This window comes from Olivibacter sp. EAT-5, from assembly GCF_044784325.1.
Classification (GTDB): Bacteria; Bacteroidota; Bacteroidia; order Sphingobacteriales; family Sphingobacteriaceae; genus Olivibacter; species Olivibacter oleidegradans.
Genome location: NZ_CP173028.1, coordinates 2,278,095 through 2,295,361, shown reverse-complemented (window position 1 = coordinate 2,295,361; position 17,267 = coordinate 2,278,095). Strand labels below are relative to the sequence as shown.

15 protein-coding genes are annotated in these 17,267 nt (G+C 40.3%); 5 read left to right on the top strand and 10 right to left on the bottom strand.

The window, feature by feature from the left end:
* Positions 1-3 precede the first annotated feature (3 nt).
* The 7 genes from ACH11B_RS09450 to ACH11B_RS09420 form a co-directional block, all read right to left on the bottom strand.
* On the bottom strand, positions 4-975 hold the full coding sequence (locus tag ACH11B_RS09450; RefSeq protein WP_377613352.1) for a polysaccharide pyruvyl transferase family protein: 972 nt from the start codon (positions 973-975) through the stop codon (positions 4-6).
* Positions 965-2,368, bottom strand: a complete 1,404-nt coding sequence (locus ACH11B_RS09445) for a lipopolysaccharide biosynthesis protein (protein ID WP_377613351.1) — start codon at positions 2,366-2,368, stop codon at positions 965-967. The genes ACH11B_RS09450 and ACH11B_RS09445 overlap by 11 nt, the downstream gene beginning before the upstream one ends.
* 23 nt (positions 2,369-2,391) lie before the next feature.
* On the bottom strand, positions 2,392-3,489 hold the full coding sequence (gmd, locus tag ACH11B_RS09440; protein ID WP_377613350.1) for a GDP-mannose 4,6-dehydratase: 1,098 nt from the start codon (positions 3,487-3,489) through the stop codon (positions 2,392-2,394).
* 42 nt (positions 3,490-3,531) lie between these two features.
* Positions 3,532-4,473 (bottom strand): GDP-L-fucose synthase family protein, encoded by a 942-nt coding sequence (locus ACH11B_RS09435; RefSeq protein ID WP_377613349.1) that lies wholly within the window; start codon positions 4,471-4,473, stop codon positions 3,532-3,534.
* Between the two features lie 23 nt (positions 4,474-4,496).
* Positions 4,497-4,988: a cupin domain-containing protein gene (locus tag ACH11B_RS09430; protein WP_377613348.1), complete on the bottom strand. Its 492-nt coding sequence runs from the start codon at positions 4,986-4,988 to the stop codon at positions 4,497-4,499.
* A 709-nt stretch (positions 4,989-5,697) separates the two neighbouring features.
* Entirely contained in the window at positions 5,698-6,114 is a 417-nt protein-coding gene (locus tag ACH11B_RS09425) for a hypothetical protein (RefSeq protein WP_377613347.1), read from the bottom strand.
* 37 nt (positions 6,115-6,151) lie between these two features.
* The gene (locus ACH11B_RS09420) at positions 6,152-6,343 is read right to left on the bottom strand and encodes a hypothetical protein (protein ID WP_377613346.1); all 192 of its coding nucleotides are present in this window, start codon (positions 6,341-6,343) and stop codon (positions 6,152-6,154) included.
* Between the two features lie 386 nt (positions 6,344-6,729).
* Between ACH11B_RS09420 and ACH11B_RS09415 the strand changes: the two genes are divergently transcribed.
* Together ACH11B_RS09415 and ACH11B_RS09410 are read left to right on the top strand one after the other, a co-directional pair.
* Positions 6,730-7,002 carry a hypothetical protein gene (locus ACH11B_RS09415; protein WP_377613345.1) on the top strand — a complete coding sequence of 91 codons (273 nt, stop codon included), beginning with the start codon at positions 6,730-6,732 and terminating at the stop codon, positions 7,000-7,002.
* Positions 7,003-7,258: 256 nt separating this feature from the next.
* The gene (locus ACH11B_RS09410; RefSeq protein WP_377613345.1) at positions 7,259-7,531 is read left to right on the top strand and encodes a hypothetical protein; all 273 of its coding nucleotides are present in this window, start codon (positions 7,259-7,261) and stop codon (positions 7,529-7,531) included.
* 2,704 nt (positions 7,532-10,235) lie between these two features.
* Here ACH11B_RS09410 and ACH11B_RS09405 read toward each other — a convergent pair.
* Positions 10,236-10,976 (bottom strand): tyrosine-protein phosphatase, encoded by a 741-nt coding sequence (locus ACH11B_RS09405; RefSeq protein ID WP_377613344.1) that lies wholly within the window; start codon positions 10,974-10,976, stop codon positions 10,236-10,238.
* A gap of 274 nt (positions 10,977-11,250) precedes the next feature.
* Positions 11,251-12,669 carry an exopolysaccharide biosynthesis polyprenyl glycosylphosphotransferase gene (locus ACH11B_RS09400; RefSeq protein ID WP_377613343.1) on the bottom strand — a complete coding sequence of 473 codons (1,419 nt, stop codon included), beginning with the start codon at positions 12,667-12,669 and terminating at the stop codon, positions 11,251-11,253.
* A gap of 402 nt (positions 12,670-13,071) precedes the next feature.
* Here ACH11B_RS09400 and ACH11B_RS09395 point away from each other — a divergent pair, with 402 nt between their 5' ends.
* The 3 genes from ACH11B_RS09395 to ACH11B_RS09385 all read left to right on the top strand — a co-directional run bounded on the left by ACH11B_RS09395 (position 13,072) and on the right by ACH11B_RS09385 (position 15,727).
* Positions 13,072-14,115 (top strand): sensor histidine kinase, encoded by a 1,044-nt coding sequence (locus ACH11B_RS09395; protein WP_377613342.1) that lies wholly within the window; start codon positions 13,072-13,074, stop codon positions 14,113-14,115.
* On the top strand, positions 14,116-14,814 hold the full coding sequence (locus ACH11B_RS09390; protein WP_377613341.1) for a LytR/AlgR family response regulator transcription factor: 699 nt from the start codon (positions 14,116-14,118) through the stop codon (positions 14,812-14,814).
* 226 nt (positions 14,815-15,040) lie between these two features.
* A complete protein-coding gene (locus ACH11B_RS09385; RefSeq protein WP_377613340.1) occupies positions 15,041-15,727 on the top strand; it encodes a CpsB/CapC family capsule biosynthesis tyrosine phosphatase in 687 nt (228 codons plus the stop codon).
* Positions 15,728-15,809: 82 nt separating this feature from the next.
* On the opposite strand, the gene ACH11B_RS09380 is transcribed toward ACH11B_RS09385, so the two are convergent.
* A complete protein-coding gene (locus ACH11B_RS09380; protein ID WP_377613339.1) occupies positions 15,810-17,216 on the bottom strand; it encodes an exopolysaccharide biosynthesis polyprenyl glycosylphosphotransferase in 1,407 nt (468 codons plus the stop codon).
* Positions 17,217-17,267 lie beyond the last annotated feature (51 nt).

The following is a 17,267-nucleotide window of genomic DNA, read 5'->3' as shown; positions in this document are numbered from 1 at the left end:
CTCTCAACTGTTTACAAACTTCTCACACCGATCGATCAAATCGTTCGCGTATTTAATATGATCGGTCTTATTTGCTATAAAATTATTGGCAGACAATTTTCCTTCAAAATCGAAATTACGTGTAATGTTTCCGTTTTTGTCAATGTCAATTCTGTTAAAAAAGTCTATCAGGCCTTCAAACCTACTAGTAAATTGGTTGTTTTTGTTTTCAAAGCCTCCATTTAGGAAAATCACCGGAGTACCCATTGCTAAACAGGGTAACGCGCAATGAATGCGAGATGTTAGAACAAGTTTCGCGCTGCATAATTTTTTAAGATACTCATCGGCAATCTTAAAACTGGTTTCAACATCTGTCATAGGCATAACTTGTGTCAACTGTTTACCATTCTCTAAGATATCCTTGGCAAAATTTCCCTCTAGCACTTTGTTTTTTAATAGAAAGTCCGTAAACCGACCTTTCATTATACGGCCAATTAACTTTCTTGGATTTTTTAGCATTGTTCCTAAGGACCAATAGTGGAATAATGGGTCAACAATAAAAATGTCATCCGTAACTGTTTCCCTCTTATAGGTTTTACCAAGAGTCAGCGTTAAGCATCCTGAAAAATATGCATCAATACCTTTAGATTGCAACAATCTTGCAGTTGCTTTGTCTCTGCACCCTATTGGAGAATGTGCTTTAAAATGCTCCACACTTTTCTCTGTTGTCATTGGTGAATAAACAGATGAGTTTATATGCATTGACACATATAAAGGATCAATTTTATCAGATGGGGGCCAATTGTCAGCATTGTGCATGTACCATCCATTCATAATCATTTTTACCTTTTCGCCATTATAAGTATTGAGCTCTTCCCTGTCGCAATATGCATCGACACTTGGTAAAAATTGTCTAGCGGCAATTGCTTGCACGAAATCACCAATGTTAGTAAGAGGCCTAGAACAGGCCATTACTCCGTATTTATTATCTGCCATTATTGAATTTTGTTTTAATTTTATTAATGTAACTCTTATTTAAAAAAACCACCAACGAAAGAGATAGGATGAGGCAAAGTACAAATAGACTATCACGATAGTAATAGTTACTCGCACTAACAAATAGAAACATCAAAGTCAATCCGCCTACAAGCACTGTAGGAAACTTAACGTTTATAAAGCTTTTTGTCTGCTTAATTCTAATGGCTAACATTATAAAATAACCAAGGAGAATTGAAAAAGAAACTCCGTAAAGTCCATACAGTTTAGTAAGAGGAAAAGAAGTTAATACCGTAACTAGACCTCCTGTAAGAGAAGAAGTAAATACTCCAACAGTTTTTTTCGTACTTAAATACGAAGCTCCATAAAACGCTGAAATAGCCTGCAAAAAAACTGCGTATAACAGGATAGGCATATACTTCCACGCCTCAACAAACTCCTTGCTAACGAAGTTTTCAATAAAAAACCTTGACGTGCAAGACAGAACAATTATTAGACAAAGTAAAAATTTCGCGTACTTTTCCAAAGTGTCTGAAAAACGCTGTTCCAACTGTTCACTTTTAGCTTCCTTAATCGCTTTTTCCTGCCACGCTAAGTTAAAAACATTTGAAAGCACAAGCAGAATAGTGGGATATTTATAAGAGATTGCAAATATTCCGTTGCTCTGAACACCAAGATATAACAAAATTGTGTATCGTGTAGCAGAGCCTACTAACCACCAGCTCAAGCTATTTGGTAAGAGTGGTAATGAATATACAACAAGCGTTTTTAAAAAATCTCGATCAAAGTATTTGAAAGAAATATATTTAATCCAACCCAACCTGATCAAAAGGTAAGCGACAACTAGAGCTACGGAAATTATGTTTGCTATAAGCACACCCTCAACGCCAGTTTTTATTACTACAAGGAAAACTACTGTTGAAATAACGTTAAGAAAAGAGTACACAACGCCAATGGTTGCATACAATTTGTTTTTTCCTATTCCTCTTGCTCCTTGTTGAAGGACCGGCAAACAAATTTGGAATAATGTAAGTAAATACAAATACTCTGCATACTTTATATCGGTTATTTGATACAGTACCCAAAAAAGTACCGAGTAGATCAATACATTGAATCCAAGCATAACAAAGGCATTCCCCAACACCTTTTTTCTGTTTTCTTCACTGGGATCGTCTAATAGCCACCTTAGGACGGCGCCATCAATTAGTAAAGAAACACAAGGAACAATAAAGGATGCGGTCGTTATAATTAAGTCGTATTGCCCAATTTCCTCTCTTGTCAAAAAATAAGTCATGACAAATACAAGAAGAAAAGAGAATATTTTCGACGAGAAATTACCGATGACATAAATCATCGTCAGTTTTGCTAAACTTGTTTGTCCGGATTGTGCCAAAGCTTTCTATTAACTTTTCTAATCTACCCTACTAAATGCTCCCATTGTGTTGTATTGTCTTTCTTGAAAATTTCGACGTCACTAGCAACCATCTCTTTACAAAGCGCCGCTAAATCGTATTCAGGCTCCCATCCTAATTTTGTCTTCGATTTAGTAGGATCACCTATTAATAGTTCCACCTCAGTTGGCCGGAAATAAGCAGGGTCTACAGATACGACTTCTTGGCCAACGACAAATTTGAATTCAGGATTAGAAATTGATTTAATATATCCTTTTTCATCCACGCCTTCTCCTTTAAATTCTACTTCGGCGCCTACTTCTGCAAAAGCCATTTTAACAAAGTCGCGCACAGGCGTCGTGATACCGGTAGCAATCACATAATCCTCAGGCTTTTCTTGCTGAAGGATTAACCACATAGCTTTCACATAATCTTTCGCATGTCCCCAGTCTCTTCTAGCATCTAAATTTCCCAAGAACATTTTCTCTTGAAGGCCTAACGCAATTGCAGCAACCGCTCTTGTTATTTTTCTCGTAACAAACGTTTCTCCGCGCAAAGGGCTTTCATGATTAAACAGAATTCCGTTGCAAGCAAACATTTTGTAAGCTTCACGGTAATTCACTGTGATCCAATAGGCATATAGCTTGGCTACAGCATAAGGGCTTCTAGGATAAAAAGGGGTAGTTTCAGATTGAGGCACTGCCTGAACTAAACCGTAAAGTTCAGAAGTTGAAGCCTGATAAATGCGTGTTTTCTTCTCCAAACCTAAGATACGAATTGCTTCCAATATCCGTAAAGTTCCTATACCATCTGCGTTAGCAGTGTACTCCGGTGTATCGAAACTTACTTTTACATGGCTCATTGCCGCCAGATTGTAAATTTCATCCGGTTGCGTTTCTTGAATTATACGGATCAAGTTGGTGCTATCTGTCATATCCCCATAATGAAGCTTGAACTTTACATCTTTGCTATGAGGATCTTGGTATAAATGATCAATTCTGTCAGTATTGATTAACGACGATCTACGTTTTATACCGTGAACCATGTATCCTTTTTCTAATAAGAGTTCTGCCAAATAGGCTCCATCTTGCCCATTCACTCCAGTGATTAATGCTGTCTTCATATCCTTAATTACAATATTATAGTGAATTCAAATACCTTATGTTTACCTTTCTGCTAATACAGCGGTTTCTAAAAAATCCTTATATGCTTTCTTTAAACCTTCTGCCAAGGATGTATGGTGTTTCCAACCCAAACCGTTCAATTTTGATACATCCATCAACTTGCGAGGAGTGCCGTCCGGTTTAGTAGGATCAAAAACAAGCTCGCCTTTATACCCGACCGTTTCTTTTACCAATTCCGCAAGTTCTTTAATAGATAAGTCCTCACCTGTACCGATGTTAATTAATTCCTTTTCTTCATAGTTCAACATCAGGTAAATGCAAGCTTCGGCTAAATCTTCAGAATATAGGAATTCTCGTTTGGGCGTTCCTGTTCCCCAAATAGTAACTGACGGTAAATTGTTCTCTTTGGCTTCGTGGAAACGCCTAATTAAAGCGGGTAGTACATGAGAGTGCTCTGGATGGTAATTATCACCTAAACCATATAGATTGGTCGGCATAACGCTGATGAAATTTGCTCCATATTGATCCCTGAAGGTTTCGCAGAGCTTTATTCCGGCAATTTTTGCTATTGCATAAGGTTCATTGGTTTGTTCTAGGAGACCAGTGAGTAGGTACTCTTCCTTAAGTGGCTGAGGGGCCATCTTGGGATAAATGCAACTGCTTCCTAAAAATATAAGCTTCTTTACTTTGAAATCAAAAGCGGCTTTAATGACATTGCTTTCGATCATCAGGTTCTCGTATAAGAAATCAGCCCTGAAAGTATTGTTTGCCAATATTCCACCAACCTTTGCCGCTGCTAAAAAAACGTACTCGGGTCGCTCCTTCTCAAAAAAGTCTCTAACTGATTGCTGATTTCGTAAGTCAAGTTCTGATGAGCTTCTAGCTATGATGTTGTTATATCCACTGCTTTTTAGATTGCGAGTGATGGCTCCGCCAACCATGCCTCGATGTCCTGCGACATATATTTTAGCGTTTTTATCCATGTATATTTTTCAGAAATATTTTATCAATCCAATAACCTTACTATATCTCTCTCATCCGAAGGATGCTCGCCATCCACATGCTGCCATACCTGCGCAATAATCGCCCAGTCTTGTAAGCCTACTAAACGATGGCGCGTACCTGGCTCTAGCATAATGAAATCGCCTTTTTTCTTTAAATAGGGATCGGGCTCTTCATCGCTATCACTTAGCTTTACACCTATTTCGCCCAGCACTACTTGCCATAATTCCGCCCTTCGTAAATGATACTGCCAAGAAATAGCCTGATGAGGCGCTACCACCAAAAGCTTAGGGCGTAAAGGTAGATTTAAGGTAGCCTCCGCCATGCTCGCCGCCTGCTTGAAGTAGGTTTGTAAAAAAATCGAGGCTTGCGCCTCGTCAATCAATAATGATCCGCCCCATGCTTGCTGATCATCATGATCTACAATGCGGAAACCTTGCGACACTAATTTTAACCGGATTTCTTCAAAAAGGTCTTTCTTCTTCGAAATTCTCATCTTTATTGCCGTGTTTGTGGGTTGACTTCTTTCTTATTTTTTATTTTGCCGCATTAACAGCTTTTATATTGGCCCTCAAAGTAAGGGCTAATTCACAAACACTCCCTGTGTTCTGCCATTTTTACAATTATCACGCCACAATGTGCCATCCACTCAAATTAATCAATTTTCATAAAAACAATCATTTTAACAAAAATTTAATAAAAAATAAATGCCAAAACAAAGAACTATTCAATTTTTACCGCAAATCTTCATCATTGGCAAAAATAAGAAAAGCTTTCGATTCTCATTTATATACATACTGTGATGTATATGAACTGGGTGTTTTTGTATATAACTTTTTTATTTTTGCCTCCAAACTCAGTAGTGTGGACCGAACCCCCAACTAATCCTCCACTCAATTACTTAGCTATTTGCGCAACTGACAACACAGAATTAAAAAACCTCCTTTTGCAGCTTACATGCATCTGAAAATTTAATAAGGGGAACGTATTTTTGTGCTAAATTGTATACAATTGTATAGTTTTTTATACATACAAACGAATCTGCACAAAAAAGCTCACAAAAAAAACACAAAAACACCTGTTTTCAGGGAGTTTATGGGAAGAAACGAGATTTAGGCGCAGGCATTTGAGATCGAGAACTAATATAAGACCCTCGATCGAACGATCGAGGGCTGCTGGTTGGTTCGAAGGCTATATTCAAGAAGCTAATCGATAACCAATTGAAGCACCACGGCAGGACCATTATGGGATACTAGCTGACCGCAATCTCCCGCCTGTACTGCAAATTCGTCGCCAGAGACGAGCAGATATTCCTTGTTTATATTAATGTTGTTTATATACAATGCTAAATTCCCTGTTAAAATCTTGAAATGAGCCGTCTTTTTTATCTCCAGCTTCAGAGCCTTCCCTTCGGCTATTATTAATAGGCTAATTTTAAAGACACCTAATGCCAGCCGGTTCATTAAATGTGGATAGTGGATTCTGGCAAACCCATACTGATACATGGGCAGTATCTCTGCCAAAATACCCCAGTTACGGGTTACGTACTTGGTTGATAACTCAAAGCCTTGCTTGAGCATCATGGAATAGGTGGCATAAAGTGCCTCTTCACTTGCTTTCATTTCTCTAAAGATTGGAAAACACCGCTGCCGCCTTCATTCAATCATCAAAAAGCATCAAGTAATCGTCACTAATATCAAAGTCACCATACTCTTCCTTTTCTTCCGAAAATTGAGCTTCATTTAATTCATTACGACAGCTGTCTGCGTCAAATGGTGTTATTGTTGTTGGTTTGAGGTCCGCCATTTTTTTCTCTTGAAAGATGGCGGACCAATTTGTTCTGAAATTCATTCGTTCCTCCCCTCATTAGGTTTATAATTGGCTCGACGAAGACAACAATTTCATCGAGTAAAAAATAGCGCTACGCTATTTTGATTTGACTGTATGGTTATCTCCAGACGTAAAAGGTTCGCATACATCGTGGACAACGATAATGCTTGAGCGGAAAAACCCCTAGGATTGATTTCGCGAATATTCCCCTTTTAATACGAAAACAATCTGTAGTGTGGCAATTACGGCACCTGACATCGGCTTTTACCGATGATTTATGGGCAGTTACGGTATTTGGTAATGTTCCCATACAACTGTTCGTTTAGATGACTCCTTACTTAGATCGACAATCAATATTAAAACTAATAGCGCAGGCTACAAAATGAACGTGTATGAAGTGAGGGGAAATGTGTAGGAAGGAATTTTTACTTTCTTTTACCTCAAAAGAAAGTAACAAAGAAAACTCGCAGCTGCAAAGTTTTTTTCATCGCATCTACAGTTACTTAGCCGCTGCCTGCCAAAAACTTTGGAGGCTGCATTTTAGGGTTTATGATGGTTTTTCCTTCGATTTATTGCCCGTTTCAGCTTTTGTTTCTCATACGGAAGCTTCATTTGGATCGTCCGGGCCCTATGGTGGTGCAGTTTGTTTGAACGTGTATGAAGTGAGGGGAAATGTGTAGGTAGGAACTTTACTTTCTTTTACCTCAAAAGAAAGTAACAAAGAAAACTCGCAGCTGCAAAGTTTTTTTCATCGTATCTACCGTTACGTAGCTTGTGCCTGACAAAAACTTTGGAGGCTGCATTTTAGGGTTTATGATGGTTTTTCCCTTCGATTTTTGCCCGTTTCAGCTTTTGTTTCTCATACGGAAGCTTCATTTGGATCGTCCGGGCCCTATGGTGGTGCAGTTTGTTTGAACGTGCATGAAGTGAGGGGAAATGTGTAGGAAGGAATTTTTACTTTCTTTTACCTCAAAAGAAAGTAACAAAGAAAACTCGCAGCTGCAAAGTTTTTTTCATCGCATCTACAGTTACTTAGCCGCTGCCTGCCAAAAACTTTGGAGGCTGCATTTTAGGGTTTATGATGGTTTTTCCTTCGATTTATTGCCCGTTTCAGCTTTTGTTTCTCATACGGAAGCTTCATTTGGATCGTCCGGGCCCTATGGTGGTGCAGTTTGTTTGAACGTGTATGAAGTGAGGGGAAATGTGTAGGTAGGAACTTTACTTTCTTTTACCTCAAAAGAAAGTAACAAAGAAAACTCGCAGCTGCAAAGTTTTTTTCATCGCATCTACCGTTACGTAGCCGCTGCATACCAAAAACTTTGGAGGCTGCATTTTAGGGTTTATGATGGTTTTTCCCTTCGATTTATTGCCCGCCACGGTGTCCCGGTTTCCGTATGCAGAAGCCCGTACCGTTTGTCCGACTTTCTGCGAATGTGAAATCTATTGAAGGCCGCAAAAATGAACGTGTATGAAATGAGGGGAAATGTATAGGAAGGAATTTTTACTTTCTTTTACCTCAAAAGAAAGTAACAAAGAAAACTCCCAGCTGCAAAGTTTTTTTCATCGCATCTACCGTTACTTAACCGCTGCATACCAAAAACTTTGGAGGCTGCATTTTAAGGCTTATGATGGCTTTTCCTTCGACTTTTGCCCGCCACGGCGTCCCGGTCCCCGTATGCAGAAGCCTGTACCGTTTGTCCGACTTTCTGCGAATGTGAAATCTATTGAAGGCCGCAAAAATGAACGTGTACGAAGTGAGGGAAAATGTGTAGGAAGGAATTTTTACTTTCTTTTACCTCAAAAGAAAGTAACAAAGAAAACTCGCAGCTGCAAAGTTTTTTTCATCGCATCTACCGTTACTTAACCGCTGCATACCAAAAACTTTGGAGGCTGCATTTTAAGGCTTATGATGGCTTTTCCTTCGACTTTTGCCCGCCACGGCGTCCCGGTCCCCGTATGCAGAAGCCCGTACCGTTTGTCCGACTTTCTTCGAATGTGAAATCTATTGAAGGCCGCAAAAATGAACGTGTATGAAATGAGGGGAAATGTGTAGGTAGGAATTTTACTTTCTTTTACCTCAAAAGAAAGTAACAAAGAAAACTCGCAGCTGCAAAGTTTTTTTCATCGCATCTACCGTTACTTAACCGCTGCATACCAAAAACTTTGGAGGCTGCATTTTAAGGCTTATGATGGCTTTTCCTTCGACTTTTGCCCGCCACGGCGTCCCGGTCCCCGTATGCAGAAGCCCTGCCTGGCTGACCCTACGAGCGTGAAATTTATTTGAAGGCCGCAAAATGAACGTGTACGAAGTGAGGGGGATGTGTAGGTAGGAACTTTACTTTCTTTTACCTCAAAAGAAAGTAACAAAGAAAACTCGCAGCTGCAAAGTTTTTTTCATCGTATCTACCGTTACGTAGCCTGTGCCTGACAAAAACTTTGGAGGCTGCATTTTAGGGTTTATGATGGTTTTTCCCTTCGATTTTTGCCCGTTTCAGCTTTTGTTTCTCATACGGAAGCTTCATTTGGATCGTCCGGGCCCTATGGTGGTGCAGTTTGTTTGAACGTGCATGAAGTGAGGGGAAATGTGTAGGAAGGAACTTTACTTTCTTTTACCTCAAAAGAAAGTAACAAAGAAAACTCGCAGCTGCAAAGTTTTTTTCATCGTATCTACCGTTACGTAGCCTGTGCCTGCCAAAAACTTTGGAGGCTGCATTTTAAGGCTTATGATAGTTTTTCCTTCGATTTTTGCCCGCCATGGCGTCCCGGTTTCCGTATGCAGAAGCCCTGCCCTGCCTGGCTGACCCTACGAGTGTGAAATTTATTTGAAGGCCGCAAAATGAACGTGTACGAAGTGAGGGGAATGTGTAGGAAGGAACTTTACTTTCTTTTACCTCAAAAGAAAGTAACAAAGAAAACTCGCGGCTGCAAAGTTTTTTTCATCGCATCTACCGTTACGTAGCCTGTGCCTGCCAAAAACTTTGGAGGCTGCATTTTAAGGCTTATGATGGTTTTTCCTTCGATTTTGCCCGCCACGGCGTCCCGGTCCCCGTATGCAGAAGCCTGTACCGTTTGTCCGACTTTCTGCGAATGTGAAATCTATTGAAGGCCGCAAAAATGAACGTGTACGAAGTGAGGGGAAATGTGTAGGAAGGAAATTTTACTTTCTTTTTCCTCAAAAGAAAGTAACAAAGAAAACTCGCAGCTGCAAAGTTTTTTTCATCGCATCTACCGTTACTTAGCCGCTGCATACCAAAAACTTTGGAGGCTGCATTTTAGGGTTTATGATGGTTTTTCCCTTCGATTTATTGCCCGTTTCAGCTTTTGTTTCTCATACGGAAGCTTCATTTGGATCGTCCGGGCCCTATGGTGGTGCAGTTTGTTTGAACGTGTACGAGGTGAGGGGAATGTGTAGGTAGGAATTTTACTTTCTTTTACCTCAAAAGAAAGTAACAAAGAAAACTCGCAGCTGCAAAGTTTTTTTCACCGTATCTACCGTTACGTAGCCTGTGCCTGACAAAAACTTTGGAGGCTGCATTTTAGGGTTTATGATGGTTTTTCGCTTCGATTTTTGCCCGCCACGGTGTCCCGGTTTCCGTATGCAGGACCCCTGCCCTGTCTGGCTGGCCCTACGAGCGTGAAATTTATTTGAAGGCCGCAAAATGAACGTGTAGGAGGTGAGGGGAATGTGCAGGTAGGAACTTTACTTTCTTTTACCTCAAAAGAAAGTAACAAAGAAAACTCGCAGCTGCAAAGTTTTTTTCATCGTATCTACCGTTACGTAGCCTGTGCCTGACAAAAACTTTGGAGGCTGCATTTTAGGGTTTATGATGGTTTTTCCTTCGATTTTTGCCCGCCGCGGTGTCCCAGCCCCCGTATGCAGAAGCCCGGTACCTTCCAAATTAGTAAGCGTTACCTAAAAGAGTTCTTTATTCTTTAATCCTAAATGGCCTAACTCGCGGTATGCGTCACCGCTTTTAATGTATTTAGTCAGTTTGGCTAAATGACGTTCATGATGCAAATCGGTTCCTACTAAATCGTATAGCCCATTTTTTATCATGTAAGACGCTGCTTTGGCTACTTCTCTACCATAATAGCCTGTGGGAGATAAGAGGTTTAATTGCAGTAAACAACCCATCTCTTTTAAACGATGATAGGCTTGTGGATTGTTAAAATAGAAAACATAGCGCTCGGGATGGGCCATGATGGGTTTATATCCTTTTACGCCTATCTCAAAGATTGTCTGTTCTAACTGCATAGGCTCGGCGATATAAGGCATCTCGATTAGCAAATGCTGGTCTGGATAGACTTTCATATCGCCCGCCGTTAATAGTGACGAAAATTGCTCGCCTAACATGTATTCAGCAGCCGAGTGCAAATAAAGATCCGCCAAACCGCGTTGCTCCATGACGGCATAGAGTTGCTGGTGGGCCGCGTTTATACTTGCGGGTGTATTGGGATGCACCTCGTCATAAATATGGGGCGTTACTATAAATTGTTCGTAACCTAAATCAATGAGCGCTGTGATAAATTTTATACTCGTTTCTACGTCTTTTACACCATCATCGATGCCAGGCAACAAATGCGAATGAATATCAGTACGTACCCATGAGATATCGGTTACTTGCTTTTTTTTTGATTTAAAAATACTGAACATCTTCTTTTTAAGTAATAAGTGTTAAGTTGTAAGTAATGTGGTATAACTTAACTGTCAGCCATCTGAGAGTAGCTTTAATATTTCTATTAAGCTGAAAACCGATGGCTCAATGCTGAATTTTCATTTTACAGCTGCAAAGATAGTTCCTTTTTATGAGGTTTTAAGGATTTAGGTTTTCGAGACCAAGATGTTTTAAGTTGTAAGTCGTACGTTTTAAGTAACAACTTACAACTAAAGAAGGTCTTGGCGTTAATGATCGGTATGAGTACTCTTCCTAATAGGCTTGTTTATCGCCGATTACCATCCGCCAAAAGGTAAGAAAGATAATCTTTAAATCGAGCAGGAATGTCCAATGCTCAATATACCATATATCGTGCTGAATACGAGCTTTCAATAAATTGGGATCTGCCGACTCACCCCGTAGGCCATTCACCTGCGCCCAACCGGTAATACCGGGTTTGGCTTGATGGCGCACCAGGTAGTTTTTGACGACATGTGTTGACTCAATATTCATTAATGAAGCATGCGGACGTGGGCCAACGACACTCATTTCTCCGGAAAGTACGTTTAGAAATTGCGGGAACTCGTCCAGACTGCTTTTCCTAAGGAACCTACCGATCGGTGTAATACGGGGATCGTCTTTTTGCGCTTGTTGGAACTTTCCGTCGTTATTGGTATCGGGTGCCTTTACATACATCGACCGGAATTTGTAACATAAAAAGGGACGGTTGCGTTTTCCCCAGCGTTCCTGTTTATAAAATACCGGGCCCGGCGACCCGATTTTGATAAGCAACGCAATGATTGGAAAAAGCCACGAACATACAAAAACAAGTACGAATAAACTAAATATGATGTCGAACGCACGCTTGGCTGCCCGATTGTACACATCTTCTAATGGCTCATTACGCACGCTGAGTAACGGAAAACCACCCATCATACTAAAGCTGTACATGCCCGAGCTGCTCATATTGAACATACTTGGAATAATACGCAAACGCACGGCATAGGCACTTAATACCGTTGCGATTTCGCGGGCATTAAGATGCCCGTCAGTTTCTTCGGTAATGAACACTTCATCAATGTCATTAATGTTCTCTAAAGGGCTATTACCGATCAGTAAGGTACGGTTATTGTAATCTCTAGTTCCGTTTTGCGATAGGGTAAGCGATCCGTTAATGTATCGAACCAGCTCATAACCGTAATACTTGTTTTCGCGCAGGTATTTACAGAACAATTGCCCATTCTCTCCTCCACCTATAACCAAGGCCCTCTTACGCAAATAACCATGACGATATAAGGCTAGATAGATTCGCTTGAGGGTAATCTTACTTAACGGCACCAAAAAGCCCATCGATAAACCGTAAACCATAACGAAGGTGCGGGAATACTCTTTTTCTTTGATTACAAATATGAAGAGTACCGCCAGCATTACCTGCCAGATAATGGTGTTGATGGTTTTGAAGAGCTCACGCATTTGATTTTCCTGCACTTTATCGTCATATAAACGATTAGACCGCGCCGTAAAATACCAGCCGCAAAGCAGAAATAACAAAAACCCGGCATCATACAATCCAAGATGCGAAATGGCATCCCGATCGCTGATAAAAAGCCCAATAAAAAATGAAAGCACCAATATACACATATCTGCTACCACATGTGTAAAATAGAAAAAAGTACGGTTACTTATGTTCATATTTAATCATATCTAATCAACATTTTTTCACATAGCTTGTGTCGATCTAAGCTAAAGGTCAAGTCGAGGAGAGACGCCCACTCTAAACAAAAAGTATACCGAAAACCGTATATTTTTAAAAGATCGAATTAAAATTTTGTTAATATTCCATTCGCTCTTTTTAAATAACATAGCATTTTATGGCAAATAAAAGAAAAATTTTCAAAAAAAGCAATACTTATTGAAATGACCGCGTTTTATTCGATTAACGCCCTTCTGATTTACCTATCAAGTTAACTACCTATTAAATAGCTTTATTTTTTTATACAATCACAAAATTTTTACGTGCAAAAATGTAAATTAGCCTACACAATAAGAACATGGCTGCCATGTGGGTATCCAGAATTCATTAGTTGAATAGCAATGCAGCAGTTAGTCTCTTGGTGGTTACTTATTTTTTTTTACTTTTATGTCTCCTCGACGAAAACGTTTGCTCAGGACCGGATCACCACCGAGCTTGAACATTCTTTTTTCGACAAAAAGACATTCCTCGAGAACACACCTATAACAGAAAGGTGGTATCTGTTTGTATCGACAGGCCTGAATATTGTAGCAACACGGCATGAAAGCATAATAACAGAAGGTGACAAACAGGAACAGTTGTTGCTACAAGAGTACAGGCATGAGGGAGTTACAACTCAACAGAAAGTGGTAATTACTCTTATATTGTTATTGTTTATGGCATTGGGCTTTATAAACTACATACGTTTTAGAGATAAAAGGCGGCACGCAATTGAACTGGCAAATAAGAATAAAAAGATTGATCGCCAGTACAATCAGCTTAAACGTACGAATGAGCAGAATGAGCTCCTATTACGTGAAATCCATCATCGTGTAAAAAATAATTTACAACTTGCCGCCTCGCTCCTAAATCTGCAAATACGAACTACCGACAATCGGGAGGCAATTGATGCGTTGCGCGAAAGTGCCAGCAGACTTTATTCGATGCTACTGGTACACCAAGAGCTATATGGACGCGACCAGCTTGGCGCCATTAACATCGATACTTATGTGACGAATCTTACAACGTACTTGGAGCAAAGCTATGGACTAACAGATTACAGCGTGATTGCTAAAATTGATATTGAACCGGCGATCTACCTGAATACGGATACGGCTGTTCCGTTGGGGCTTATTGTTACTGAGCTGTTTACCAATTCGCTTAAATATGCCCGGCCCAACGAACCGCTCATTTATATAGCTATTAATTTGTATGCCGTGGATGAAAAAGAATATAAGCTATCTTACACAGATAATGGAAAGGGTTTTCCGCAAGATCTGGACATAACCAAGGGAAAAACAATGGGCTTACGTTTAATACGAGACTTGACCCGACAGCTGAAAGGCACCATTGATTTACCTTATCAAAACTCTTCTTTTATAACAATTACTTTTAAAGACATTTAAATGCAACATTTACGAATTGCCATTGTGGAGGATGAAATGATCATTGCCGGAGATATCTATGACTTTATCCTCGAGTTTGGGTACGAACCCTGTGAGATTGCCTCTTCATATGAGGAAGCAATTAAAATAGCAACGGAACAGAAACCGGATTTATTTTTATTGGATATTACTTTAAAGGGTAGCAAAAGCGGACTTGATATCGCCAATACGCTTCAGGAATTAAGGATACCTTTCATTTTTATCACTTCGCATGCCGACAGCAATTATATAACAGCTGCCAAAGAAACCCGGCCCTACGGTTACCTCATTAAGCCTTTTACTAAACATGACCTTTTTGCCGCTATTGAAATGGCAGCGAGTCACGTGAAACATCACCCCCTAACTTCTAGCCTCTTCATCCCGATGGGAAAAGGAAAACAACGCGTGGCGCTGAAGGAAATCATCTTTGTAAAGGCGAATGGCAATTACGTAGAGCTTCAGATACAGACAAAGCGTATTGCCTTACGTAAAAATTTAAAGGAGTTTGAGGCAAAATTGCCGTTGTCACACACCTTTGTACGTGTTCATAAATCTTATTTAGTAAACCGCAAACACATCGTTTCGTATAATCAAATGGAGCTGAACCTAAGTGACCAAACGAAGATACCAATTGGTCGTACGTTTTATAATGATCTACGTTATGCCCTGGGGGTAGCATGATTTCAGTTATTAGCTAGTTATAAGCCATACGTTTTAAGTAAGGATTGTCCTAGGCCGCTCGCAATGCGCAACCAGCAACTAACTACACGATACGCTGTACGCATACTACACACGTTTATACACATTTATGTGCATTTCAACACATAAACATGTGTGATTATGAGAAAAATTGGCTGATTTATCTAAATTAGAGCTGGCATCTATAACGCCCTAGACTTTACGCAACATGCTCTCTTTTTTACGCGCGAATACACCTGATACCTTAGGTAGTTTATTGAAGCTGGACATCTGTTTTGATTTGTACGCAGATAAAACCAACGATAACTGGTTAGTGGAACTAGGCAAAACACAACAGCAAGCCGGGTTCGAAGCCATATTGAATGTGGCACACAATATGAATGTGGAATCAATACGATCGCCGAATTTACCGCTCCCTTTACATGTCGTTCCGTTGGTTGGCATAAAAAAGGACGCTGCTTCCGAAATACCTAATATTCAAAAGACGAAACAATCTCAAACCTACGTCTTTATTGAAACTAACAGACAATGCGCTGGAGGTGAATTAGAAGATGTGATTTTTAGGCTAGAACTGCAAGGTTATCTACCAATTCTAACCCAAGCCGACCGTTATACTTGCCTACAGGATAACTATCGAAATGCAAAAAGGTTAATAGACAGAGGCTGTTTGCTACATACAAATCTCCTCTCTTTAACAGGGCATCAAGGCACAACGGGAAAACGTCTGGCAGAGAAACTACTAACAGACGGTCTTGTGAGTTTCTTTGGTACGGGAATCGCTTCAAATGAAGGACTCCAATTAGTTAAATCTTTTAAAGGTACGCGCAAACTACTTCGTGTATTGGCTAATAATCCGATAAAAAACTCAGAGTTGTTAGCAAGTTCTACATTATAAGTATTGCGCTTTAAGTGGTGCCGGTGCTACGACAAAGTCCCTAGAATATTAAAGTTGAAGGCTGCTAGTTGACAGCTTTCCGTTAATAGGCATGCTTATCGCCTACAAACATATTAAAGGCGGTTAAGAAAATAATGCGTATATCCAGCCAGAAAGACCAATTTTCAATATACCATACATCGTAGGCAACCCGCGCCTCTAATAGGGCACGATCACTTGATTCGCCCCGAAGGCCATTCACTTGCGCCCAACCCGTAATGCCGGGTTTAGCCATATGCCGGGTGAGGTAACGATTGATTCGCTCTACCGACTCCAAATTCATGAGCGAGGCATGGGGACGAGGGCCAACAATACTCATATGTCCTAACAACACATTAAAAAACTGCGGAAACTCATCAAGGTTAGTTTTGCGCAAAATACGACCGATCGGAGTAATACGTGCATCTCCTTTAGTGGCTTGCTTAAAGGTTCCGCTTGCATCGGTATCACTTAAATGGGTGTACATAGAACGAAATTTGTAACAGACAAAGGGCTTATTACGACGGCCCCAGCGCTCTTGTTTGAAGAATACCGGTCCTTTGGAACTTAGTTTGATGGCCAATGCAATTAACGGGAAAAGCCAACTACAAACGAAAATAAGAATAAATAGGCTGAAGAACATGTCGAATACCCGTTTGAAAGCCTGGTTATAAGCATCTTCTAATGGTTCTCGCCGCACGCTTACTAACGGAAAACCGCCAAGCATCGTAATACGACGGGGAGCTCCTTTGGCTAGCATGTCATTGATTTTAGGCACAACCCGCAAACGGGCCGCATAACCGGTAAGGATATCGGTAATTGTATTGACATCGTATTCACCGCTGTCGGCCTCTACAACAAATACTTCGTCAATTTGCCCAATATCTCCATTACCAATGGCAATATTGTTGATCTTTGCAACGGCCGAACCGTTTGCCCGGATAATCATTTTGCCATTAATGTACTTAACCATATCATAGCCAAAAAACTTGTTCTGTTGTATATAACGAAAGAAACGACGCCCCGTCACTCCGTCACCAATGACAATGGCCCGTTTACAAAAAAGACCGCGGCCATAAAAATAGCTGAATACTTGCTTTACCAATAAGCGGGTAAGAGGTAATAGCAACGCCAGCGTTGCCCCATACAATGCAACGAAAACACGCGAATACAACAGATTCTTAATCACGAAAATGAACAATATAGCGGCTATTGCCTGAATGGCAATACAGTTTAGTATATTGAGGATTTCTCGAATGTGTAATCCTTGCGCATGGTTAACATATAGATTATACGATCGTGCGGAGAAGTACCAAACCGTCAGTTGATAACCCAGAAAGCTGAAATCCAACGAATAGTTAGCCACGAGGCTATCGGAAAAATAGGCCGCGATACTGAAGGACACACTCACCATCAATAAATCGGCAAACAGTCGCATAAAGTAAAATGCATTTTCACTTTTTGGCATCATAATAACATAAGGTATAGCGATAAGCTGATTTTGTTTACACACAAAAGTGTG